Here is a 23483-nt window from a genome sequence, read left to right as displayed (position 1 = left end):
GTCGCTCCCCCGAGTTCTCGGCTCCGCTCGAACAGGGGGGACCCCCATCGCGGCGGAGCCGCAGATCGACAGGGCCCCGCGCCCCTGGGGGGTCGGAGTCGCCCCCGCTGCCGTGCGAGCCGCACAGATACCGAAGGTGAACCAGAACATGCCCCCCGCCGTCCCCGAGCTGATCTCCCCGCGCTCGCCGCGTGTCCTGGCCGCCCGGCGGCTCGCCAGGCGGAACTTCCGGGGCAAGGAGCGGCTGTTCCTCGCCGAGGGGCCGCAGGCCGTCCGGGAGGCCGCCGCGCACCGCGCCGACGGCGCCGCCACCCTCGTGGAACTGTTCTCGACCGTCGAGGCCGCGGAGCGCTACGCCGACATCATCGGCGACGCCCGCCACGCCGGAGCCCGCGTGCACCTCGCCGAAGAGCAGGTCATCGCCGACATCTCCACCACCGTCACCCCGCAGGGCCTCGTCGGGATCTGCCGCTTCCTCGACACCCCCTTCGAGGAGATCCTCAAGGCCGGACCCAGGCTCGTCGCCGTGCTCGCGCACGTCCGCGATCCCGGGAACGCCGGGACCGTGCTGCGCTGCGCGGACGCCGCGGGCGCCGACGCCGTCGTCCTCACCGACGCGTCCGTCGACCTCTACAACCCCAAGGCCGTACGGGCCTCCGTCGGGTCCCTGTTCCATCTGCCCGTCGCCGTCGGCGTGCCCGTCGAGCAGGCCGTGGCGGGACTCAAGGACGCCGGCGTCCGCATCCTCGCTGCCGACGGCGCGGGCCAGGACGACCTCGACGACGAACTCGACAAGGGGACCATGGGCGGCCCCACCGCCTGGGTCTTCGGCAACGAGGCCTGGGGGCTTCCGGAGGAGACCCGCGCGCTGGCCGACGCTGTCGTGCGCGTTCCGATCCACGGAAAGGCCGAGAGCCTGAACCTGGCCACGGCCGCGGCCGTATGTCTCTACGCGTCAGCCCGTGCACAGCGCGCCTCCACAGGGTGCCGTTCCGTCACCGGCAGCTAGTAGGGTGACGGGCTCGGGGGCCCTCTGCGCCAGACGAGAGGTGGGGTACGGGGATGAGTGTCGGCACGGGCGGTGCCCAGAGCGCGCTGCGAGCACGGGACGCGCGCGGCACATCCGCGTCCCGGCACGATGACACCACCGGAGCCGGTCCCGGTCTTGGGATAGACCCCGACGACCTGCCCGACGGGATCGTCGTCGCCGACGAACACGGCCGGGTCATCTGCTTCAACGCCGCCGCCGCCCGGATCACGGCGGTCCCGGCCGCCGAGGCCCTCGGCCGCCGGCTCGAATCGGCGCTCCCCCTGGAGGACCTGGAAGGCCGCCGCTGGTGGCAGCTGACCGACCCCTACGGCGGACTCGCCATCCGCAACAGCCAGCCCGAGCGGAACCTGCTGCTGCCCGGCGGCCGTGAAGTCCTCGTCTCCGCGCGCTATGTGCGGACCCGGCCCACCGGACCGGTCCGCCGGGTCGTCGTCTGCCTGCGCGACACCGAGGCCCGCCGCCGCACCGAGCGCAGCCACGCCGAGCTGATCGCCACGGTCGCCCACGAACTGCGCTCGCCGCTGACCTCCGTCAAGGGCTTCACCGCGACCCTGCTCGCGAAGTGGGAACGCTTCACCGACGACCAGAAGAAACTGATGCTGGAGACCGTCGACGCCGACGCGAACCGTGTCACGCGGCTCATCGCCGAGCTCCTCGACATCTCCCGCATCGACTCCGGGCGCCTCGAACTGCGCCGCCAGCCCGTCGACATCGGCGCCGCCGTCGGCCGGCACATCCAGGCGTACGTCGCCTCCGGCCAGCCCGCCGACCGCTTCCTGCTCCGCATCGAACAGCCCCTGCCCGGCCTCTGGGCCGACCCCGACAAAGTCGACCAGGTGCTCAGCAACCTGATCGAAAATGCGGTGCGCCACGGCGAGGGAACCGTCACCATTGACGTGGCACCCTCCACCTCCGCGCGCGAGCGGCCGGACGAGGAGGGCACGGCGAACGCCGTCACGTCGGTCACCGTGAGCGACGAGGGCACCGGAATCCCGGAGGAGTCCATGAACCGCGTCTTCACCCGCTTCTGGCGGGGCAGCAAGCGCGGCGGCACCGGCCTCGGGCTCTACATCGTCAAGGGCATCGTCGAAGCCCACGGCGGCACCATCACGGTCGGCCGCGCCCCCGGCGGGGGAGCGGAGTTCCGATTTACGTTGCCCGTGGGCACCCCGGCGTATCTTCTGTAACGCCGCAGCGGCCCCCACGGGCTCATCCGCACGGGAGCACCGCGAGGACGCCCAGTCCTGGGCAGGCCCCCACCCCCGTTAGACTCGGCCTTTGGCACCTTTGCGTCCACTCATCTGCGGACGATGCGTCTCCGAGTCGATGACGGGGACCCTCAGCCAGCCAACCGGAAGCACGGGAAGAGATGTCGGCACCTAATAAGTCGTACGACCCTGTAGAGGTCGAGGCCTTGAAACCGGAAGAGATCGAGCGCATGCGGGACGAGGCGCTCGCCGCCTTCGCGGCCGCCGGTGACCTCGACGCGCTCCAGGAGGCCAAGGTCGCCCACACCGGCGGCACCTCTCCGCTGGCCCTCGCCAACCGCGAGATCGGCGCACTGCCCCCGCAGGCCAAGGCCGCGGCCGGCAAGCTCGTCGGTCAGGCCCGCGGCGCCGTGAACAAGGCCCTCGCAGCCCGCCAGACCGAGCTGGAGGCCGACCGCGACGCCCGCGTACTGGTCGAGGAGGCGGTGGACGTCACACTGCCGTACGACCGCGTACCGGCCGGCGCCCGGCACCCGCTGACCACCATGATGGAGCGGGTCGCGGACGTCTTCGTGTCCATGGGATACGAGGTCGCCGAGGGCCCCGAGGTCGAGGCGGAGTGGTTCAACTTCGACGCCCTCAACTTCACGCCCGACCACCCGGCCCGGCAGATGCAGGACACCTTCTTCGTCCAGGGCCCCAAGGGCACAGAGGGCGACGAGTCCGGTGTCGTGCTGCGCACCCACACCTCGCCGGTGCAGGCCCGCGCCCTGCTCGACCGGGAGCCGCCCGTCTACGTCGTGTGCCCCGGCCGCGTCTACCGCACGGACGAGCTCGACGCCACGCACACCCCGGTCTTCCACCAGATCGAGCTGCTGGCCGTCGACGAGGGCCTGACCATGGCCGACCTCAAGGGCACCATGGACCACATGGTCCAGTCGCTCTTCGGCTCGGACATGAAGACCCGGCTGCGCCCGAACTACTTCCCCTTCACCGAGCCGTCCGCCGAGATGGACATGCTCTGCTACGTCTGCAAGGGCGAGTCCGTCGGCAACCCCGACCGCCCCTGCCGGACCTGCTCCTCCGAGGGCTGGATCGAGCTCGGCGGCTGCGGCATGGTCAACCCGCGGGTGCTGGTCGCCTGCGGCGTCGACCCGGAGAAGTACAGCGGATTCGCCTTCGGGTTCGGCATCGAACGGATGCTGATGTTCCGTCACAACGTAGAAGACATGCGAGACATGGTCGAGGGTGACGTCCGGTTCACCCGGCCGTTCGGGATGGAGATCTGATGCGGGTCCCGCTTTCTTGGCTGCGGGAGTACGTCGACCTGCCGGCGACGGAGACCGGGCGCGACGTCCAGGCCAAGCTCATTCCGGCAGGCCTCGAGGTCGAGACCGTCGAGCCGCTCGGCGCCGACCTCAAGGGCCCCCTGGTCGTCGGCCAGGTGCTCACCATCGAGGAACTGACGGAGTTCAAGAAGCCCATCCGCTTCTGCACCGTCGACGTCGGCACCGCCAACGGCACCGGTGAGCCCCAGGAGATCGTCTGCGGCGCCCGCAACTTCGCCGTCGGCGACAAGGTCGTCGTGGTGCTGCCCGGCGCCGTCCTGCCCGGCAACTTCGCGATCGCCGCGCGCAAGACGTACGGCAAGACCTCGCACGGCATGATCTGCTCCGGCGACGAGCTGGGCATGGGCGACGACGGCTCCGGCGGCATCATCGTGCTGCCGCCCGAGGTCGAGGTCGGCACCGACGCGATCGAGCTGCTCCAGCTCGTCGACGAGGTCCTCGACATCGCCGTCACGCCCGACCGCGGCTACGCCCTGTCGATGCGCGGTGTGGCCCGCGAGGCCGCCATCGCGTACGGCCTGCCGCTGCGCGACCCCGCGCTGCTCGACGTACCGGCCCCGAACGCGTTCGGCTACCCGGTGCAGATCTCCGACCCGATGGGCTGCGACCGCTTCACCGCGCGTACGGTGACCGGCCTCGACCCCGACGCCCAGTCCCCGATCTGGCTGCGGCGCCGGCTCCAGAAGGCCGGCATGCGCCCGGTCTCGCTCGCCGTCGACATCACCAACTACGTGATGCTGGAGCTCGGCCAGCCCCTGCACGCCTACGACCGCAGCCGGGTCCAGGGCACGATCGGCGTCCGCCGGGCCGAGCAGGGCGAGAAGCTCACCACCCTCGACGGCGTCAAGCGCACGCTGGACGCCGGGGACCTGGTGATCACCGACGACCGCGGCCCCATCGGCCTCGCGGGCGTCATGGGTGGCGCCCACACCGAGATCGACGACACCGAGGGCACCACGACCGAGGTCGTCATCGAGGCCGCGCACTTCGACGCGATCTCGATCGCGCGCACGGCCCGCCGTCACAAGCTGGCCTCCGAGGCGTCCAAGCGCTTCGAGCGCGGCGCCGACCCCGAGGCCGCGTCCGCCGCGGCCCAGCGGACCGTCGACCTGCTCGTGCTCCTCGCGGGCGGCACCGCCGACGCCGGGGTCACCGAGGTGATCACACCGTCCGCGCCGCACACCATCACCATCCCGGCGAACCACCCGGACAAGGTGGCCGGTGTCGACTACGGCCGTGAGACCGTCGTCCGCCGTCTCCAGCAGGTCGGCTGCGACGTCTACGGGCAGGACGAGCTGATCGTCACCGTGCCGTCCTGGCGGCCGGACCTGACGGACCCGAACGATCTGGCGGAAGAGGTCATCCGTCTCGAGGGCTACGAGAACCTGCCCTCCACGCTGCCCAAGCCCCCGGCGGGCCTCGGCCTCACGGACCGGCAACGCCTGCACCGCCGGATCGGCCGCGCGCTGGCCGGCGCGGGATACGTCGAGGCGCTGAACTACCCGTTCATCGGCGAGCACGTATTCGACCAGTTCGGCCTCGCCGCCGACGACCCGAAGCGCAAGGTCGTCAGGCTGGTCAACCCGCTCTCCGACGAGGAGCCCGCACTCCGTACGACGCTGCTGCCGGGCCTGCTGCACGCCCTGCGCCGCAACGACGGACGCGGCGGCCACGACCTGGCGCTCTTCGAGACCGGCCTGGTCTTCCACCCGCGGGAGGAACTGCGCGTCGCCGGGCGGCTGCCCGTCGACCGCCGTCCCACCGACGAGGAGATCGCGTCCCTGACGGCCGCGCTTCCCGCCCAGCCCCGGCACGCCGCCGTCGTCCTCGCGGGCGCCCGCGAGCAGGCCGGCTGGTGGGGCAAGGGCCGCCCGGCCGACTGGGCCGACGCGATCGAGGCCGCGCGCACCCTGGCCCGCGAGTCGGGGACCGAACTCCTCGTCCGCTCCGGCCAGTACGGGCCGTGGCACCCGGGCCGCTGCGCCGAGCTCTCGGTCGTCGTGGACGGCGCGGAGCAGGTCATCGGGTACGCCGGTGAGCTGCACCCCGGTGTCGTGAAGACGCTGGGCCTGCCCGCGCGCACCTGCGCGATGGAGCTGGACCTGGACGCGCTGGAGCGGGCGAGCTCGGGCCACCCCAAGGGCCCGAAGATCTCGACCTTCCCGGTCGCCACGCAGGATGTCGCCCTTGTCGTCGACAAGAGCGTCCCGCACACGGACGTCGAGGCGGCGCTGCACGAGGGCGCGGGTGAACTCCTGGAGTCCATCCGGCTGTTCGACGAGTACGAGAGCGAGCAGCTCGGCGAGGACAAGAAGTCCCTCGCCTACGCGCTGCGGTTCCGTGCCGCCGACCGCACGCTGACCGTCGACGAGGCCTCCGCGGCCCGTGACGCGGCGGTGGCGCTGGCCGCGGAGCGTACGGGAGCGGTGCTGCGCGGAGCCTAGAAGCTCCACCGGTTGTGCCGGGGAACTGTGCGCCGTTCGGTGGCCGCGGATCGTTCGTGGCCGGGCGCGCGGTTCCCCGCTCCCGTTTCCAGGAGTTCCCGTTTCCAGGGGTTCCCCGGCCTCTGCCCAGGGGCTTCCCCCGGCTCCCGCCTGCATAAATGCGGGTGTCCGAAGACACCTCACTCATTCGGGTGACATGTCCGGGAGGTCGGCCCGGCAGGGTCGGGCGCTCGACAGAATCGGACCGGTCTCTCCGAGGCCGTCTGCGCTGTCAGTGCCTATTGGGGGGCCAATCGGCATGATCCGTATCAAGGCTGGGGCTCCCCGCAGGGCGACGCTCCGGACGCATTCGCGGAACCAGGCCAGGGCGGTCCTCGGGCCGCGGCGCCGGCGTGACCGGCTCAGGGCCGGATTCGCCCGCGCGGTGCGCGGCCGCAGACCCCGTATCGGGTTCACCCGTGAGGAGTGCGGCGGCGGCACGCGCGGCGGCCTCGGCCACCGGGCCCGCCGTACCGCCGACCGGGCGCCGCTGCGCCGGGCGGTGAACGTGGGGCTGCCCGCGGTATGGGGCGCGCTGGCGATCTCGTACAAGATGGCATGTCCGCTCGCGCAGGAGAACGGGCTCGGTGCCCGCAGCGTCACCAGCGCCGTCTTCTTCGCGGTCGGCGCCGGTCTGATACTCCACGTCAGAAGAGCGCTGCTGCGCGAGCTCCGGCAGATCCGCAAGGTCGCGGGGGCCGCGCAGAACGTCCTGCTGCGCCCGCTGCCGCCGCGCATCGACGGGCTGAACATCGCCGCGGTCCAGCTCTCCGCGGACCACGGCGCGCTCATCGGCGGCGATCTGTACGAGGCGATCGCCACCGAACACGGCGTGCGGGTCGTGATGGGGGACGTCCGCGGGCACGGACTCGGCGCCATCGGGACCGTCGCCGCCGTCCTCGGCAGCTTCCGCGAGGCGGCGCACGACGAACCCGAACTCGGCGGCGTCCTCAGAAGACTCGAGCGGGCACTGGCCCGGCATCTGCGCGAGCGGGACCGGGCCGAACATCTCTCGGCCGGACTCGACCCCGACAGTCCGGCCGCCGAGGAGTTCGTGACCGTTCTGCTGCTGGAGATCCGCGGCGACGGCGAGGTGCACGCCCTCAACTGCGGCCATCCCTGGCCGTATCTGCTCGGCAGGGGCTGTGTCCGGCCCCTCGTCCGTGCCGAACCGCTGCCCCCGCTCGGGCCGTTCCCGCTCCCTGCCGGTCTCCCCGCCGAGCCCTGCGGCCGACTCCGGCCCGGTGAGGGTCTGTTCCTGCACACGGACGGCGTCGAGGACGCGCGGGACACCCGGGGACGGTTCTTTCCGCTGCTCCCGGCGCTCGCGGCGGCCGTCCGTGACGGGCCCGTCGTACCGCAGGCCGTGCTGCGCGCGGTCTTCACCGGTCTGCTGCGCCACACCGGCGGCCGGCCCGCCGACGACGTGGCCCTGCTGGTGCTGCACAACGACCGTCGGCCCGTCGCCCTGAAACAGGGCCGCGTGTCCCATCACGTACCTCGCTAGGAAAGGTCCTGGGAGCGGTGGCATGCGGCTCCGCGTGTCCGAAGAGTGACCGGCCACGGGACCCGCACCCGGACGACCGGGGTCCCGCGGTCGCCCCGGCCGGGCCGGCTCTGCCGTCCGCCCGGCCACGGAGTGTCGGGCAGGCGGCCGGGCGGACGGCGCGGAGCGGGCCGCCGCACTGTACGAGGGGGAGCCGGCGGCCCGGCCGGCCTCTTGCGAGGCATTTCAGTCAACCGGTACGAAACTCTCCGCGACAGCGCGCGTACAGCGCGGATACGGGCATTCCCATCACACCCCGTGTGAAAGGGGACGCACTACTCTCTCTGGTGCGGTCGGGCGCGGTCGGGCACGACCGGCGCCGTCGGCAACGAGCTACTCGGGGGGCCTCCCATGCAGCCCAATACTCTGCTCGACGCGATCCTCGACGAGGCAGGCATCTCGCACGCGGGACTCGCCGCCCACGTCAACCAGGCGGGGCGGGCGCGCGGTCTCGCGCTGCGCTACGAACACACCGCCGTGGCACGGTGGTTGAAGGGCCAGCGGCCGCGCGGCCAGGTGCCCGACCTGATCTGCGAGGTGCTCGCGGGACGACTGCACCGGCCCGTCACGCTCGACGACATCGGCCTCGGGGTTCCCGGCGAACCCTCCACCCCGCACGCCGGCACGCTCTCCGGTTTCGTCGAACGCGCCACCGCCCTGTGGCGCTCCGACGAACAGCAGCGCCCGCACATCCTCGGCGCCCCGGCCGTCACCGGCACCCCCGCGGTGATGCCCGTGTGGGAGTGGGAGAACCCGCCCGAGGACGTGGACGTCTCACGCGGCGGCCGCCATCGCGTCAGCATGGCCGACATCGAGATGCTGCGCGCGGCACGGGCCCACTACGAGCAGATGTACCGCAAGGCCGGGGGCATCGCGACCCGCACCCGGATCGTAGGCTTCCTCAACTCCGAGACCGCCCCGCTGCTGCGAGGCAGCTACACCGACGCCACCGGCCGCCAACTCCACCGCGCGACCGGCGGGTTGGTGGCCATCGCGGGCATCTGCGCCTACGACTCCGACGCGCACGGACTCGCCCAGCGCTACTTCCACCAGGCGCTGCGCCTGGCGAAGGCCAGCGGGGACAGGGGACTTGGCGCGTACGTCATAGCCCTGCTCGTCAACCAGTCGCTGTTCATGCGCGAGTACCGGCAGGCGGTCGCCTTCGCCGAGGCCGCGCTGCGCGCCGCGGGACGCCACATCACCCCGGCGCTCGCCTCGGACCTGTACGCGATGCAGGCCAAGGCGTACGCACACCTCGGCGACGGCAGCAGCGCGCTGTCCTGCATACGGCGTGCCGAGCAGGCCGCCGAGCGCATCCGGCGCGGTTACGAGCCGGACGAGACCGGCTATGTCCAGCCGGGACTGGTCAACGTACAGGTGGCGGAGGCACTGCTCAGCCTCGGCGATCTGGTGGCCGCCGCGGAGCACGCCGTGGCAGCCGTCGACACTCCGGCGCACGACCGGGGGCGCGTGCACCGGCTGGCCATGCTCAGCCAGATCGAACTGCGCCAGGGCAATGCCGACAAGGCGGTGGCGACGGCCGTCCAAATGGCGGAGCAGGCACGGGGGATGGAGTCCCAGCGGCTGCGCGACAGACTTCGCGCGGTACGCGAGCATCTGGTGCGCAGCGGTTGTGCGGGCACGACCGAGGCCGCCGAACTCATCGACGGCGCACTGCGCGTACCGCTGTAGAGAGAACCCCGGAAAGCCGCTTCACGAACTTCACCGGAATGCCGGCCACCGTTCCGCCGGACCGTGTTCACCGCCGCCGCGCGCTGCGTCCTGCCCCCTGTGAGCCCTGCTGTCAGGACGCCGCTGCTGCGATATTGCCATCTACTCGGCGGAAGGTGGCAGAACCGTGCAGTGGACGAAACAGAACGAACAAACTGTGTATGAAAACCGCTGGTTCAGCGTCAATCTCGCAGATGTGGAGCTGCCGGACGGGCGGCATCTCGATCATTTCCTGATCCGGCTGAGGCCCGTCGCCGTGGCCACGGTGGTGAACGAAGCCAACGAGGTGCTGCTCCTGTGGCGGCACCGCTTCATCACGGACAGCTGGGGATGGGAGCTCGCGGCGGGTGTCGTGGAGGACGGCGAGGACGTCGCCGCGGCGGCGGCCCGCGAACTGGAGGAGGAGACCGGGTGGCGGCCGGGACCCTTGCGGCATCTGATGAGCGTCGAGCCCTCCAGCGGGCTCACCGATGCCCGGCATCACATCTACTGGGCCGACGAGGGTGCGTACATCGGACACCCTGTGGACGACTTCGAGTCGGACCGCCGGGAATGGGTTCCCCTGAAGCTCGTTCCCGACATGGTCGCCCGCGGCGAGGTCCCGGCCGCCAACATGGCGGCCGCGTTGCTCCTCCTGCACCATCTCAGGCTCGGGCAGGACGTGTTGCCCTGATCGGTCCCCCCTCGCAGCTCCCTGGGACCTAGCGGCCCAGAGCCTGCCAGACCGCGACGGCCAGTGCGCCCACGGCCGCGACGACGGCGACGGTGGGCAGTGGCCAGCGGGTGTGTTCGAGCGCGACGATCCGTGTGCTGAGGTCATCGAGATCCTTGGCCGTCTGGTCGTCGCGCTGAGTGAGCAGTGCCAGTCCTCCCTCGATGCGGGTGAACCCCACTTCGAGAGACCGGCGTAACTCCGCGAGTTCCTTCGGTGCCACGGGATGCTCGGGGTCGGCGGTCACGAGTCCGCTCCTTTCCGTAGTCGGCACATCCCTTGTCCGTACACGGAAAGTCAACTCGCCTGGTGGGCGTGTGGGGAGCGTGTGCGCCGGGCATATGCGGGCCCGGCGCGCACACGGCGTGTGAACGGCGCGGGCCCGGCACCGGAAAGGGTGCCGGGCCCGCGCCCGCCCGAACTTGGCTGAACGGAGTCAGCGTTCCGCTATCACTGGCCGTAGGTGTAGAACCCCGAGCCGGACTTCCGGCCGAGGCGTCCCGCGTCCACCATGCGCTGGAGCAGCGGGGGAGCGGCGTACAGCGGCTCCTTGTACTCCTCGTACATCGAGTACGCGACCGAGGCCACCGTGTCGAGACCGATCAGGTCGGACAGCTTGAGCGGACCCATCGGGTGGGCGCAGCCCATCTCCATGCCGTTGTCGATGTCCTCGCGGCTCGCGATACCCGACTCGAACATCCGGATCGCGGACAGGAGATAGGGGATCAGCAGCGCGTTGACGACGAAGCCCGAGCGGTCCTGGGCGCGGATCGCGTGCTTGCCGAGCGCCTTCTCGGCGAACAGCTGGGCGCGGCCGATGGTGCCCTCGGAGGTGGTCAGCGCCGGGATCAGCTCCACGAGCTGCTGCACCGGGGCCGGGTTGAAGAAGTGGATGCCGATGACCTGGTCGGGACGCGAGGTCGCGACGGCCAGCCTCACCAGCGGGATCGAGGAGGTGTTGGAGGCGAGGATCGCGTCCGGCCTGGTCATCACCTGGTCGAGCACCTGGAAGATCTCGGTCTTCACCTGCTCGTTCTCGACGACGGCCTCGATCACCAGGTCGCGGTCGGCGAACTCGCCGAGGTCCGTGGTGAAACTCAGCCGGTCCTGAGTGGCCTTGAGCTCGTCCGCGGAGATCTTTCCGCGCTCGGCCGCCTTGGAGAGCGAAGTGAAGAGCCGGGTCCGGCCGATCTCCAGGGCTTCGCCGGTGGTCTCGGCGACCTTGACGTCCAGGCCGGCGCGGGCGCACACCTCGGCGATGCCGGCTCCCATCTGGCCGCAGCCCACCACTCCGACGCGTTCGATGTCGGTCACATCGTCCCCTTCGCTGATCCGTACGGCCCGGCAGGTCATCCGTTGTTCGGTCCCTGCTCCGAACGTGCACGTTACCCCCAAGTATCGATGATCGATCGTCGGGGTGGTGCATGCTGGGTGACGGTACGGTCCGTGACCGATCGGATCCACAGCGTAGGGGTGCGGATATGGGGCGACTGCCACGCCGGGCGTTCGCGGCGGCCGCGCTCGCGACGCTGTCGGGGTTCGGTACGGCGGGGGACGCGGCGGCCGCCCAGGGCCCGGCCCCGGCGCGCCGGTCGGCGGCCCCGCGAGCCGTACGGGGCATGTGGATCGCGACCACCTCGCACCGCGACTGGCCCTCCCGCACCGGTCTGAGCCCCGCGCGCCAGCGTGCCGAACTGCTCGACCGTCTCGACACGGCGGTGCGCCTGCGCCTCAACACCGTGATCTTCCAGGTCCGTCCCGCCGCCGACGCGCTCTGGCCCTCGCCGTACGAGCCGTGGTCCCAGTACCTGACCGGCGTCCAGGGCGAGGACCCCGGCTGGGACCCGCTGGGCACCGCGGTGCGGGAGGCGCACGCGCGTGGCCTGGAACTGCACGCCTGGTTCAACCCGTACCGCGTCTCGGGGCAGCCGGACCCCGGCAGGCTCGCCCCCTCGCACCCCGCCCGTGTCCACCCGGACTGGATCGTGCGGTACGGCGGGAAGCTCTACTACAACCCCGGGCTGCCCCCGGTCCGGACGTTCGTCCGGACCGCGATGCTCGACGCGGTGCGCCGGTACCCGGTCGACGGTGTGCACTGGGACGACTACTTCTATCCGTACCCGGTGGCCGGTGAGGACTTCGACGACGGCGCGGCGTACGCCGAACACGGCGCGGGCTTCCCGGACAGAGCGGCCTGGCGGCGCGACAACATCGACCGGCTGGTGCTGGAGATGGCGGCGGGCATCAAGAAGGTCCGGCCCGGGGTCCGCTTCGGGATCAGCCCCTTCGGGGTCTGGCGCAACGCGTCGACCGACCCGCTCGGCTCGCAGACCCGGGCCGGTATCGAGACGTACGACGATCTGTACGCCGACACCAGGAAGTGGGTCAGGGAGCGCTGGATCGACTACATCTGCCCCCAGCTCTACTGGCACATCGGCTTCGCCGCCGCCGACTACGCGAAGCTGCTGCCCTGGTGGGCGCGGGTCGCCCGGGGGACGGGCGTGCAGCTGTACGCGGGTGAGGCGCTCTACAAGGCGGGCGATCCGGCACAACCCGCGGCCTGGCAGGATCCGGCCGAACTCTCCCGGCATCTCACGCTGGCCACGAAGCATCCGGAGGTGAAGGGCCACGTCTTCTTCGCCGCCAAGGAGGCGGGCGCCGACCGCATCGGCGCCATGGCACGGGTCGTCGCCGACCACTACCGGCAGCCGGCGAAGCCCCGCGCCGAGCGCCCGCCGGCCTCCCGGCGTACGTCCCGCTCGTCCTACTGCGGCATGTCCTGGTGGCGGATCTCGGAGTCCGGGCCCGGCGAGCACACGGCCTCGTGACCGTCCTCGAACCGCACGCGGTAGGGGGGAGCGCCTTCCGCTCCCATGACCTCGGTGATCTCCGCGACCTTGTCGTGCTGGCCGACGGTCCTGCCGTGCTGCACCAGCTGGTCGCCTTTGGTTGCGTGCATCTGAACGGTCTCCTCGTCCTGTACGGGAGTATCGGTTCGTGGCCTCAAGTCTACGGCCGGGGGCGCGGGTTGGCCCGGCCCGTGCGTGCGGGTCAGCTCCGCGCCCGTTGGGTGAGAGCGATGCAGACGAGGACGGCGGCCGCCGTCAGGGGTGCCGCCGGTGTGAGCCGCTCGCCCAGGAGCAGTACCGACCACACCAGTGTGAGCAGCGGCTGGGCCAGCTGCAACTGGCTGGCCTTCGGAATCCCGATCGACGCCATCCCCCGGTACCAGACGACCAGGCCGAGGAACTGCGAACCGGCCGCGACCCACAGCAGCCCGGTCACACTGTGCGCCGTCAGCCGCACCGGCTCGTACGACAGCGCCACCAGCGCGCCGGGCACGCTGAGCGGCAGACACAGGACCAGGGCCCAGCCGATGACCTGCCAGCCCGGCATCAGCCGGGCGAGCCGGCCGCCCTCGGTGTAGCCCGCCGCGCAGATCAGCAGAGCCCCGAACAAATAGGCGTCCGCACCGGTCACTGCGCCACCGCTCTGCTGCACCGTGAACGCGATCACGGCGGCCGCACCCGCGCAGGCCGCCAGCCAGAACATCCGCGACGGCCGTGCGCCGGTGCGCAGTGACGAGAACACCGCGGTCGTGAGCGGCAGCAGCCCGACGACGACGGCGGCATGGGCGGTGGTCGATGTCCGCAGGGCGAGTGTCGTCAGCAGAGGGAAGCCGAGCACGACGCCGGCGGCGACGACGGCGAGGCCCGCCAGGTGCCGCCGGTCCGGCCGGGGGACGCGCAGGGCGAGGAGGCAGCCGCCCGCGACGACCGCCGCGAGGACGCAGCGCACGGCCACCAGCGACCAGGGGCCGAAGCCCTCCAGGCCCCAGGCGGTGGCGGGAAAGGTGAGGGAGAAAGCGGTGACGCCGAGGGCCGCCTGGAGGGTGCCCGAGCGGCGGTCGCTCGGCGCGGGGCTCCGGGGTGGAAGGCCGGCCGCGGGTTCGGTGCTGACCGCTATCCCGGTCCTATCGATAGCGCTACTCTCTGTTCTCATGCAAGAGCGTAGCAGTGTGGGAGATCTGGCAAATCAGCTACGACAGGAGCTCAACCGCTACTCTCCAGGCGGAAAGCTGCCGTCGAGCCGAGCACTCGTCGAACGGTTCCATGTGAGTCCGGTGACCGTGTCGCGGGCGCTGGCGCAGCTGGCCGCGGAGGGGCTCGTGGTCACCCGGCCCGGTGCCGGCGCCTTCCGGGCGCGGCCCCGGCCCGCCATCACGTCCACCGGCGACACGTCCTGGCAGGAGGTCGCGCTCAGCGCGGACGCCGCGACGGAGGTGGTCCCCCGCACGGTGGACGCTTCCGGCGTTCTCGCCTCGCTCGCCGCGCCACCGCCCGGTGTCGTCGAGTTCAACGGCGGCTATCTGCACCCCTCGCTCCAGCCGGAACGGGCGATGGGCACGGCCCTCTCCCGGGCGGGCCGCCGCCCCGGCGCCTGGTCCCGGCCACCCATGGAAGGTCTGCCGGAACTGCGCGAGTGGTTCGCGCGCGGGATCGGCGGGGCGATCGGCGCCGCCGAGGTACTGGTCGCGGCGGGCGGCCAGTCCGCCCTGACGACCGCGCTGCGCGCGCTCGCGCCGCCCGGCGCCCCGGTCCTGGTCGAGTCACCCACGTATCCGGGCATGCTGGCCATCGCCCGTGCCGCCGGCCTTCGCCCCGTTCCTGTCCCGGTGGATCCCGACGGGGTGAAGCCCGAGCTTCTCGCCGACGCCTTCAGGGCGACCGGTGCCCGGGTCTTCGTCTGTCAGCCGCTCTTCCAGAATCCGACCGGTGCCGTGCTCGCGCCCGAGCGGCGGGGCGAGGTGCTGCGCATCGCGCGGGACGCCGGAGCCTTCGTCGTCGAGGACGACTTCGTACGCCGCCTGGTGCACGAGGACGCGGGCCCGCTACCGCGTCCGCTGGCCGCCGAGGACCCGGACGGAGTCGTGGTGCACGTCGGTTCGCTGACCAAGGCGACCTCGCCGAGCTTCCGGGTGAGCGCACTGGCCGCGCGCGGCCCGGTGCTCGAACGACTGCGCGCCATCCAGGTCGTCGACACCTTCTTCGTACCGCGCCCGCTCCAGGAGGCCGCGCTCGAACTCGTCGGCTCGCCTGCCTGGCCGCGTCATCTGCGCGCCGTTTCGGCCGAGTTGAAGGCCCGACGCGACACCATGACCGCCGCACTGCGGCTACGGCTCCCCGAACTGGCCCTGCCCCACGTCCCGTTCGGCGGCTACCACCTGTGGGCCCGGCTGCCCGACGGCACCGACGAGTCCGCGCTCGTCGCCGCCGCCCTGCGCGCGGGCGTGGCCGTGACCCCCGGCCGCCCCTACTACAGCGCCGAACCGCCGGCCGCCCAGATCCGGTTGAGCTTCGCGGCGGTGGCGGGGACCGAGGAGATCACGGAGGGTGTACGGAGACTGGCGGCGGCGTACGACGAGGTGCGGGCCTGAGCCGGGAGGAGCCGAACTCCGCGCCCGGAGCGGCCGAACTCCGCGCCGGGCGGAGTCGAACTCCGCGCCCGGCGGAACCGAGCCCTGCGGGGCGGAACCGAGCCCTGCCGGGATGGAGCCGAACCTCGACCCGGCGGAACCGAGCCCTGCGGGGTGGAGCCGAACTCCGCGCCCGGTCGAGCCGAGCCCTGTGGGGTGGAGCCGAGCCTCGACCCCGGCGGAACCGAGCCCTGCGGGGTGGAGTCGGACTCTGCGCCCGATGGAGCCGAGCCCCAGGCGGAGTCGAGCCCCGCCTCAGGCGGAGTCGAAGCCCCGACCGGAAGATCCGGCCCCGCGTCTCTCGGGACACGCGGGATTTCGCGGGCCGCGCTCGCCGTACCTGGCCCGTTCGTCTTGGGCCGCGTCGTCGCGAAGACCGAATCCAGGGCGCCCGGACAACAGGAGCGCAGGCCGGAAGCTGATGATCCAGTGAATATTCGGATACTCTGCGTAACACCCTTGACCTGCGGAGTCCCGCGCTCCACGATCTGCGCATGCATCTTCGGGTCACGTTCGTCGCCGCCGCGCGCAGCTCCTCGCTGCTCGCGGAACGCTTCGAGGACGACCGGCCGCTGGACCAGGCGGGATGGGAGGAAGTGCAGCGCGCCGCCGCCGGGCTGCTGCCGCTGGCGGCGGCCGAGCTGCGCTACTGCGCGCCGACGCCACGCAGCCGGGCCACCGGTGACGTCCTCGGCTACGCCCCCCTGGTCCAGCTCGCCCTGCGCGACTGCGACATGGGCCGCTGGCGGGGCTTCACCCTGGGCGAGGCCATGGCACGCGAGCCCGAGGCCGTGGACTCCTGGCTGGCCGACCCACGCTCCACGCCCCATGGCGGCGAGAGCCTGCTGTCCTTCATCGCCCGCGTCGGCGCCTGGCTCGACACCAGGCCGTTCGACGACGGCGGCAGCATCGTCGCCGTGGCCGAGCCGTCGGTGGTCCGGGCCGCGCTGGTCTACGCGCTGAAGGCGCCGCCGTCGACGTACTGGAACATCGATGTCCGCCCCCTGTCGGCGATCACCGTGACGGGCCGGGCGGGTCGCTGGAATCTGCGCTTCGACGGGGCGATCGCTCAGTCCAGGCGTGTGTAGCCGGTGCTGAGCACCAGATCCTTCGAGGGCCCCCGCACCCGCCAGACGGACCGCCAGTGCCGCTCGTCCCGGACGGTGAACTCGCCCCGGTAGAGGTCCGCCGCGCAGGGATGGTCGGCGACATACCGCCCGCTCGTCAGATCCAGCTCGTGGAACGGGCGGCCGTCGGAGAACAGTACGAGAGCGGTCGCGGGGTCCTGTCCCGGCAGGAACCGCAGGGTCCGCTCGGCGGGCCGCGCGACGCCCTGCCACACGAAGGTGCCCGACTCGTGGTGGAGCAGCCCCTCGTCCTCCAGCGGTGCGAAGACCGTCGTGCCGGTGAAGCGTCCCTCCGCGTCGCTCGCGAGGTCCCGCACGGTGCGCTCCACGCGCCAGCTCCCGGTCAGGTACGTCAGTACGTCCCGCACCGGCCAGAACTCGCCCATACCGTCCCGCTCCCCGTTCAGTCCGGAGCCGCGCGACCCGGTGACGCGCTCAAGCCCCTCCCTATCCTGCCGTTCGATCTGCCGATCGAAATCCGGGATATCGGACGGCGCGTCGTCGGCTCGCCCTGAGGATCAGGCGGCGGCAGGGCCGGCCGTGGTCTGCTGCCCGGCCGGCAGCAGACCGCGCTCGCCGAAGACCTTCTTCGCGACCAGGGTCGCGTTCATCGCCTTCGGAATACCGCAGTAGACGGCGGAGTGCAGCAGCGCCTCGACGATCTGCTCGGGGGAGAGCCCCACGTTCAGCGACGCGTTGACGTGCACCTCCAGCTGGGTCTCGCAGCCGCCGAGCGCGGTGAGCATGCCGAGGGTCACCAACTGACGGTCGCGCGGGGCGAGTCCGGGCCGGTCGTAGATGTCCCCGAAACCCCAGGCGACGATCTGGTGGCCCAGCTCGGGGTTGATGTCACCGAGTGCGGCGACCACCCGCCGGCCGGCCTCGCCGTCCACCCGGTCGAGGACCTGCAGGCCGTGCTCGAAACGCTCCTCGCGCGTGGTGGACTCGGTGTTCTTCACGGCGTCGTTCATATCGGGTCGTCCGATCCCGGCCGCTCCAGCAGCCGTTCGTAGTGGTCGATCTTGTCGTCGAGCGCGGCCGCGTTCCGGCGCAGCGCGCGGATCCGCTCCTTGAGGTCGGCGCGGTGTTCCCGGAGCATCGCCAGCCGGTCGGGGACCGTCGCATCGCCCCGGGCGCGCAGCTCCGCGAACCGCTGCATGTCCGCGATCGACATGCCGGTCTCCCGCAGCCGGATCAGGAACTCCAGCCAGGCCAGGTCCGCCGCCAGGTAACGCCGCTGGTTCCCGGTGGTCCGGCCGACCCGTTCGATCAGGCCGGCCTTCTCGTAGTAGCGCAACGTGTCGTGCGAGAGGCCGGTGCGGTCGACGACCTGGGCGATCGTGAGGGTCGGTTCCGCGGCGTGCGGGAGGGGCTGTCCGCTGGTCATGGAGAAACCGTAGAACCTGGAGCGCGCTCCAGGTCAAGCACTGCCGGGGAGCGTGCTTCGTGAACCCGGCCGACGCGCCCCGGGATCACTGTTCGTGCAGCTCGGAAACGCCTCGCGCGGCCCGAACCCGAACCCGGACCGGATCAGGAGCTGCGGCGGGGCTTGCCGCGCTTGGCGCCGCCCTTCGGGCCGCCGCTACCGCTGCTGCGGGGGTTCTTGCCCGTGGCCTTGCCGCCGCCCTTGCCGGGCGCGGGCTTGCGCCGTGCGCCGCCGCCCGAGTCCGACTTCCGGGGCGTGGACCTGGCCGCGCCGCGGTCCTTCTGCTGCGCCCCGGCCGGGGGCTGCGAACGCCCTCGTGTGCTGTTCACCGTGCGGCCACGCACGATGCCGATGAAATCCTCCACCAGATCGGTGGTCCGGTCCTCCGGCCAGGCCAGCGCCACGCGTGACTCGGGGGCGTCCGTGACCGTCCGGTACGTCAGGTCCTTGCGGTGGTGGAGGCGGGCGAGCGACTGAGGAACCACCACGACCCCGATGCCCGCCGCGACGAGCTCGACGGCATCCTCCGTGCTGGCGGGCCGTTCCAGCGCGGGCTTGCCCGGCAGCCGCTCCCACTCCAGCGGGTCGTCGAGGGGGTGCAGCACGATGTCGTCGGCGAGGTCCTCACCGGAGACCTGCTCGACCGCCGACACGATGTGATCCTTGGGGACCACGACGACTGTCGTCTCGGTGTAGAGGGGGATCGCGCTGAGGTCGGCCCGGTCGACCGGCAGCCGGACGAAGCCCGCGTCGGCGTCGCCGCGCCGCAGGACGTCGTACACCTCGGCGGCGGACACCGGGACGAGGGCCAGGGGTACGTCCGGCAGCCGTTCGTTCCAGATCCGCACCCACTTCGAGGGCGTCACCCCCGGAACGTAGGCGAGCCTGAACGAGGGGGATGCTTCGGAGCCGGTCACCACGTCAGATTACCCGGCGTGGCCATGGGAGCCGCACCCGCGATGGTCGGCGGGGGCCCGAGCGCTCGATACCCTTGACCCATGAGTTCGCACCAGACCACCCAGACGATGAAGCCTGCCACCGCGGCGAAGAAGCTGGGTGTGTACCTCGAGGCCACCCCCGCCGAGTTCCAGGAGGGTGTTGTCTCCCGTGCCGAGCTGAACGCGCTGCAGACCGACCCGCCCGAGTGGCTCCAGGAGCTGCGCCGCACCGGCCCGCACCCGCGGCCGGTCGTCGCGGCCAAGCTCGGCGTCTCCATCGCGGGACTTGCCCGCGGCGGCGTCAGCGAGGCTCTCACCACCGAGCAGATCGAGGCGCTGAAGACGGAGGAGCCCACCTGGCTCCGCCGTGAGCGCGCCACCCAGGCCGAGGCCCGCAAGGAAGCGGTACGCATCAAGGAGAAGAACGAGGAGCGGGACGCCAAGCGTTCCTGATTCGGGGCGCCGCCGGGGATCTCAGCCGTCGATCCCCGGGGTGCCGCGCCCGTCGGAGCCGGGCGGGGAGGCCTGGCCGCCCGAGTGGCCGAACGCCTTGACGAGCAGGTAGATCACCGCGCCCGGCGGGATCAGGAAGATGACGACGGGGAAACGGAACGTGCCCGTCGTCTGGTGGGCGACGTACCACCCGTACCAGACGAGGAAGATCCCGCCCAGGACGGACCATGCCCGGTCCTTGACCCCTGCTCCGGGCACGAAGGCCGCTCCTGTCAGGATGATTCCCGACAGGACGGCGAAGATCTCGTATGCGCTCCAGTGCGCGGACGACGATGACAAGGTCGGTCCTCCAAGGGTTTTGGGGTGAGGGCCCTTCAGCCGTCCGTACGGCGACCGTCGGGCGTCGACCGGTGCAGACGTGCGTGCCACACCCCGCGTCTGCGGCATGATCCGAACGACAGCCCTTAGGCGTGCGGGAGCCTGGTCACGCTGGTGAGGGCCAAGGGGGCCGGGAGTGCCCCGGAGTCGAGGGTGGCGGCGAGCTGCTCGGCCGACTCCCGGGTGAAGCTTCCGGAGATGTCGGCGGTGCCGCCGCCGAGTCGCTGACTGACGGACGGGGCGGAGATCACGGTGCCGTCCAGGACGATGGCGAACTGATTCTGCGGCGCGGTGTTGCCGGACAGATTCCCCGTGAGGACGGAGAACCGCCGGGTGCCGACGGAGTCGAAGTCCAGCCGCACGATCCAGTTCCCGGTCTGCTGGTCGCGCACCGCCTTCGCCGACGCGACACGGGAGCCGTCGACGGCCGTCGGACCCAGCAGGTACTTGGTGCGCAGGGAGGACGCGCTGCCGTCCGCTCCGCAGGCGACGACGGAGTCCTGAGCGGGGTCGTCCCTCTCTGATGCGCGCCTCTTCCGATGTGGGCAGTCCAGTGCCGCGAAACGCCGCTGGAGTGCCATGTCCTGCGCGTTCCCCTCGGCCGGAACCGGCAGGGCACTGGCACTCGCCGACCCGGCGGCACGCGGGCGCAGGCCTTCGGTGACCGCTCGCCTCTGCGCCGGATCGGAACTGGCGCTGGGAGACGGTTGCGGTACCTGCGTCGCGCCGGGCGTCTCCAGCGCCAGAACGGGACGGAAACCGAGTCGGCCGGAAACGCCCAGCGTCATCAGGCGCTTCTCGTCGACGCTCGGACCGGTGACGGTGATGGCGTCCTCGTGCGCCTCGACGCGTACGTCCGTGAGCCCCAGCGCCCTGGCGCGGGCCCGCAGACGCTCCGTGGTCCGGCGCAGGTCTGCGGCCCCGGACGGCGACGCCTCGGCGAAGGTCAGCTCGGTCCGCCGGGAGTCCGCCGGGACGGAGGGCGCGGCACTGCTCCTGCGGGCTGCTCCTGCGGCGTCCGACGAGCGGTTCACGGAGCCGGAGCCGGATCCGGAGCAGCCGGTGAGCGTCGCCGCGGCGAAGCAGAGGAGGAGAGCCGTGTGTGAGGCCCGGGGGAGACGCATGCGGGGATGGTTCCAAGCAAGTGATGCCCGGCGAGGCCGATGCCAGGGTTTGACCGGAATTCCTCCGGCGGGCCCGCGCTTTTCCTTCAGGTCCGATCATGTGGTGTCGGAGTGGAGGGGCGGAATTTCTTCGCGTGGCGGGCGGACCTCAGCTCTTGACGCCCTCCGCGATCCGCAGGGCGGCCTGGGCGGGCGTGAGGTGCGTGGTGTCGACGACCTCGGCCTCGGCGTGCAGCCACGTGCGGGCCGCCTCGGCGTAGGGCTCAAGGTATTGGAGACGGAACGGGGAGTCGGGGCCCAGAACAGTGTCGCCCGCGATGCGTGCGCGGAGGGTTTCCTGGTCGGCGTGGAGGACGAAGTGCCTTACCGGAATGGCATGTTGGGCGAGGCCCGTGCTGATCTCGCGCCAGTACTGCTCGACCAGGACGGTCATGGGCATCACCAGAGTGCCGCCGGTGTGGTCGAGTACGCGGCGGGCGGTCTCGACGACGAGCTGCCGCCACGGCGGCCAGTGCTGGAAGTTGTCCGTACCGGGCCCGGGCAGCCCCGGCGTGATGTCCATGAGCGTCTCGCCGACCTTCTCGGCGTCGAGCACCCGTGAATCCGGGATCAGCTGCTGCAGGAGTGCACCGGTCGTCGTCTTGCCTGCGCCGTGGGCGCCGTTGAGCCATACGATCATGGCACCCGACGCTATCGCCGTGTGGGCCGCGGGAACGGGCCGCAGGCTCCTCGAAAGTGGTCCGGGTGGCGGTGTCGGATTGAGGCGAGGGTGTTCGTAGTACGGGTGAGAGGTCGCCCGCGAGGGGTGTCCCCAGAGCACAGGAGACGATCCGAGATGCAGTACCTGGTTTCCGTGATCCATGACAAGGCGGACCTCGCCACCCCGGACGAGATGGCCGCGATCGACGTGTTCAACGACCGGCTCGTGGCCGAGGGGTACTGGGTCTTCGCCGGCGGCCTCGGGGGGCCCGACACGGCCACGGTGATCGACAATCGCGGCGGGGAGGCGTTGTTCACCGACGGGCCCTTCCTGGAGTCGAAGGAGTACCTCGTCGGCTTCTGGGTCATCGAGGCCCCCGACCTCGACGTGGCGCTCAAGCTGGCGGCTGAGGGGTCGAAGGCCTGCAATCGGAAGGTCGAGGTGCGGCCGTTCCTGTGAGCGTGATCGACGTCCAGGAGGCGATCACCCGGGCCCACTACGAGGAGTGGGCGCGGGTGGTCGCCACCCTGGCCAGGCGTTTCGGTGACCTCGACATCGCCGAGGAGGCGGCCGCCGAGGCGTTCGCGACCGCCGTCGAGCGGTGGCCGGCCGACGGTGTACCGCCCGGTCCCGGCGCCTGGCTGACCACGACCGCCCACCGCAAGGCCATCGACCGGGTCCGGCGCGAGAACAAGCGCGGCGACAAGCAGAAGGAGGCTCAGATGTCGTACGACGACCCGCCCGAGCCTCTCGGCCCGATCGATGACGAGCGGCTCCGGCTGATCTTCATCTGCTGTCACCCGGCGCTCGCGATGGAGGCCCGTGTGGCGCTGACGCTGCGCATGGTCGGCGGTCTGACCATGGCCGAGATCGCCCGTGCCTTCCTGGTGCGGGAGAGCGCCATGGGGCAGCGGATCACCCGCGCGAAGGCCAAGATCAAGGCGGCTCGCATCCCCTATCGGGTGCCGTCCGCGGAGGATCTCCCGGGGCGCGTCTCCGGCGTACTCGCCGTTCTCTTCCTCGTCTTCAACGAGGGCTACCTGGCGACCGGGCCCGGCACCGATCCCGTACGTCACGACCTGACGGCGGAGGCGATCCGGCTCACGCGCCTGATCCGTGCCCTCATGCCGCAGGACGGGGAGGTGGCCGGACTGCTGGCACTGATGCTTCTCACCGAGGCCCGCCGTACCGCCCGGGTCTCACCGAGCGGCGAACTGGTCGCCCTCGACGAGCAGGACCGTGGGGCCTGGGACGCGGCGCTGATCGCCGAGGGCCATCGGCTGGTACGCGAGCGCCTGGCCGCCGGTGCGGCGCCGGGTCGCTACCAGATCCTCGCGGCGATCAACGCCGTGCACACCTCCGCCCGCGATGTACGCGACACCGACTGGTCGCAGGTCGCCGCCCTCTACGACCAGCTCGTCCGCATCGACCCCTCGCCGATCGTCGCCCTCAACCGAGCCATCGCGATCGCCGAGCTCGACGGCCCGGAGGTGGCGCTGGCGGCCGTCGACCGTCTCGAGGACGAGTTGGCCGGCTATCACGCCTACCACGCGACCCGCGCCGACCTGCTGCGTCGGCTGGGCTGCAGTCGGAAGTCGCGCGCGGCCTACGACAGGGCCATCGAGCTGGCGGGCAACACCGCCGAGACCGCCCACCTGACGCGCCGCCGCGACCAGCTGGGGTACCGCCCTTCCGGGTGACCCGGCGACCGGTCACAGAGAACACCAGCCGCCAACTGGAGCCGGGAACCGCCACCTCGAACCGTGGCGGCTGCGGGGTGA

At 71.7% G+C, this 23483-nt stretch carries 23 protein-coding genes and 1 pseudogene; 13 read left to right on the top strand and 11 right to left on the bottom strand.

What is annotated here, in order from left to right; genetic code table 11:
• Positions 1 to 148 precede the first annotated feature (148 nt).
• The 7 genes from N4G66_RS05930 (at position 149) to N4G66_RS05900 (ending at position 10041) form a co-directional block, all read left to right on the top strand.
• Positions 149 to 1009: a TrmH family RNA methyltransferase gene (locus N4G66_RS05930; protein ID WP_261702875.1), complete on the top strand. Its 861-nt coding sequence runs from the start codon at positions 149 to 151 to the stop codon at positions 1007 to 1009.
• A 53-nt stretch (positions 1010 to 1062) separates the two neighbouring features.
• Positions 1063 to 2238, top strand: a complete 1176-nt coding sequence (locus N4G66_RS05925) for a sensor histidine kinase (RefSeq protein WP_261702874.1) — start codon at positions 1063 to 1065, stop codon at positions 2236 to 2238.
• 182 nt (positions 2239 to 2420) lie between these two features.
• Positions 2421 to 3548 carry a phenylalanine--tRNA ligase subunit alpha gene (pheS, locus tag N4G66_RS05920; RefSeq protein ID WP_261702873.1) on the top strand — a complete coding sequence of 376 codons (1128 nt, stop codon included), beginning with the start codon at positions 2421 to 2423 and terminating at the stop codon, positions 3546 to 3548.
• Positions 3548 to 6052 carry a phenylalanine--tRNA ligase subunit beta gene (gene pheT, locus N4G66_RS05915; protein ID WP_261702872.1) on the top strand — a complete coding sequence of 835 codons (2505 nt, stop codon included), beginning with the start codon at positions 3548 to 3550 and terminating at the stop codon, positions 6050 to 6052. Before pheS ends, pheT begins: the two co-directional genes overlap by 1 nt.
• 298 nt (positions 6053 to 6350) lie before the next feature.
• Positions 6351 to 7598, top strand: coding sequence for a PP2C family protein-serine/threonine phosphatase (locus N4G66_RS05910; RefSeq protein WP_391858760.1), 1248 nt, complete (start codon positions 6351 to 6353; stop codon positions 7596 to 7598).
• A gap of 390 nt (positions 7599 to 7988) precedes the next feature.
• Positions 7989 to 9329 carry a transcriptional regulator gene (locus tag N4G66_RS05905; protein ID WP_261702871.1) on the top strand — a complete coding sequence of 447 codons (1341 nt, stop codon included), beginning with the start codon at positions 7989 to 7991 and terminating at the stop codon, positions 9327 to 9329.
• Between the two features lie 166 nt (positions 9330 to 9495).
• A complete protein-coding gene (locus tag N4G66_RS05900; protein WP_261702870.1) occupies positions 9496 to 10041 on the top strand; it encodes an NUDIX domain-containing protein in 546 nt (181 codons plus the stop codon).
• A gap of 28 nt (positions 10042 to 10069) precedes the next feature.
• Here N4G66_RS05900 and N4G66_RS05895 read toward each other — a convergent pair whose 3' ends face one another.
• Positions 10070 to 10327, bottom strand: coding sequence for a hypothetical protein (locus N4G66_RS05895; protein WP_261702869.1), 258 nt, complete (start codon positions 10325 to 10327; stop codon positions 10070 to 10072).
• A gap of 203 nt (positions 10328 to 10530) precedes the next feature.
• Positions 10531 to 11433, bottom strand: a complete 903-nt coding sequence (locus N4G66_RS05890) for a 3-hydroxybutyryl-CoA dehydrogenase (RefSeq protein WP_315903617.1) — start codon at positions 11431 to 11433, stop codon at positions 10531 to 10533.
• Positions 11434 to 11561: 128 nt separating this feature from the next.
• Between N4G66_RS05890 and N4G66_RS05885 the strand changes: the two are divergent.
• Positions 11562 to 12782: pseudogene (locus N4G66_RS05885) on the top strand (glycoside hydrolase family 10 protein); the annotation flags it as partial.
• Positions 12783 to 12844: 62 nt separating this feature from the next.
• Here the strand turns inward: N4G66_RS05885 and N4G66_RS05880 are convergent.
• Positions 12845 to 13039 (bottom strand): DUF1918 domain-containing protein, encoded by a 195-nt coding sequence (locus tag N4G66_RS05880; protein WP_261702866.1) that lies wholly within the window; start codon positions 13037 to 13039, stop codon positions 12845 to 12847.
• A gap of 92 nt (positions 13040 to 13131) precedes the next feature.
• Positions 13132 to 14082, bottom strand: a complete 951-nt coding sequence (locus tag N4G66_RS05875; protein ID WP_261702865.1) for a DMT family transporter — start codon at positions 14080 to 14082, stop codon at positions 13132 to 13134.
• Here N4G66_RS05875 and N4G66_RS05870 point away from each other — a divergent pair.
• Both N4G66_RS05870 and N4G66_RS05865 read left to right on the top strand, forming a co-directional pair.
• Entirely contained in the window at positions 14081 to 15517 is a 1437-nt protein-coding gene (locus tag N4G66_RS05870; protein WP_261702864.1) for an aminotransferase-like domain-containing protein, read from the top strand. The genes N4G66_RS05875 and N4G66_RS05870 overlap by 2 nt on opposite strands.
• Positions 15518 to 16050: 533 nt before the next feature.
• Positions 16051 to 16644: a histidine phosphatase family protein gene (locus N4G66_RS05865; RefSeq protein ID WP_261702863.1), complete on the top strand. Its 594-nt coding sequence runs from the start codon at positions 16051 to 16053 to the stop codon at positions 16642 to 16644.
• Here N4G66_RS05865 and N4G66_RS05860 read toward each other — a convergent pair.
• The 4 genes from N4G66_RS05860 to N4G66_RS05845 all read right to left on the bottom strand — a co-directional run bounded on the left by N4G66_RS05860 (position 16626) and on the right by N4G66_RS05845 (position 19026).
• Complete coding sequence (locus tag N4G66_RS05860; RefSeq protein ID WP_261702862.1) at positions 16626 to 17069, bottom strand: DUF6314 family protein; 444 nt, start codon at positions 17067 to 17069, stop codon at positions 16626 to 16628. The genes N4G66_RS05865 and N4G66_RS05860 overlap by 19 nt on opposite strands.
• 132 nt (positions 17070 to 17201) lie before the next feature.
• The gene (locus N4G66_RS05855) at positions 17202 to 17642 is read right to left on the bottom strand and encodes a carboxymuconolactone decarboxylase family protein (protein WP_261702861.1); all 441 of its coding nucleotides are present in this window, start codon (positions 17640 to 17642) and stop codon (positions 17202 to 17204) included.
• Positions 17643 to 17650: 8 nt separating this feature from the next.
• On the bottom strand, positions 17651 to 18070 hold the full coding sequence (locus tag N4G66_RS05850) for a MerR family transcriptional regulator (RefSeq protein ID WP_261702860.1): 420 nt from the start codon (positions 18068 to 18070) through the stop codon (positions 17651 to 17653).
• A gap of 143 nt (positions 18071 to 18213) precedes the next feature.
• Positions 18214 to 19026: a LysR family transcriptional regulator substrate-binding protein gene (locus tag N4G66_RS05845; protein WP_261702859.1), complete on the bottom strand. Its 813-nt coding sequence runs from the start codon at positions 19024 to 19026 to the stop codon at positions 18214 to 18216.
• An 81-nt stretch (positions 19027 to 19107) separates the two neighbouring features.
• On the opposite strand from N4G66_RS05845, the gene N4G66_RS05840 reads away from it, so the two are divergent.
• On the top strand, positions 19108 to 19500 hold the full coding sequence (locus N4G66_RS05840) for a DUF5997 family protein (protein WP_261702858.1): 393 nt from the start codon (positions 19108 to 19110) through the stop codon (positions 19498 to 19500).
• A gap of 21 nt (positions 19501 to 19521) precedes the next feature.
• Here N4G66_RS05840 and N4G66_RS05835 read toward each other — a convergent pair whose 3' ends face one another.
• The 3 genes from N4G66_RS05835 to N4G66_RS05825 form a co-directional block, all read right to left on the bottom strand.
• Complete coding sequence (locus tag N4G66_RS05835; RefSeq protein ID WP_261702857.1) at positions 19522 to 19839, bottom strand: hypothetical protein; 318 nt, start codon at positions 19837 to 19839, stop codon at positions 19522 to 19524.
• A gap of 125 nt (positions 19840 to 19964) precedes the next feature.
• Entirely contained in the window at positions 19965 to 21002 is a 1038-nt protein-coding gene (locus tag N4G66_RS05830; RefSeq protein ID WP_261702856.1) for a SecDF P1 head subdomain-containing protein, read from the bottom strand.
• A gap of 148 nt (positions 21003 to 21150) precedes the next feature.
• Positions 21151 to 21681, bottom strand: coding sequence for an AAA family ATPase (locus N4G66_RS05825; RefSeq protein WP_261702855.1), 531 nt, complete (start codon positions 21679 to 21681; stop codon positions 21151 to 21153).
• 156 nt (positions 21682 to 21837) lie between these two features.
• Here N4G66_RS05825 and N4G66_RS05820 point away from each other — a divergent pair, with 156 nt between their 5' ends.
• Together N4G66_RS05820 and N4G66_RS05815 are read left to right on the top strand one after the other, a co-directional pair.
• A complete protein-coding gene (locus N4G66_RS05820) occupies positions 21838 to 22161 on the top strand; it encodes a YciI family protein (protein WP_261702854.1) in 324 nt (107 codons plus the stop codon).
• A 2-nt stretch (positions 22162 to 22163) separates the two neighbouring features.
• Entirely contained in the window at positions 22164 to 23402 is a 1239-nt protein-coding gene (locus N4G66_RS05815; RefSeq protein WP_391858763.1) for an RNA polymerase sigma factor, read from the top strand.
• The last annotated feature ends 81 nt before the right edge of the window (positions 23403 to 23483 follow it).

The organism is Streptomyces rhizosphaerihabitans (genome assembly GCF_025399795.1).
GTDB classification, from domain to species: Bacteria; Actinomycetota; Actinomycetes; order Streptomycetales; family Streptomycetaceae; genus Streptomyces; species Streptomyces rhizosphaerihabitans.
The sequence above is the reverse complement of the archived record's forward strand: the minus strand, read 5'-3'. Positions and strand labels throughout refer to the sequence as shown.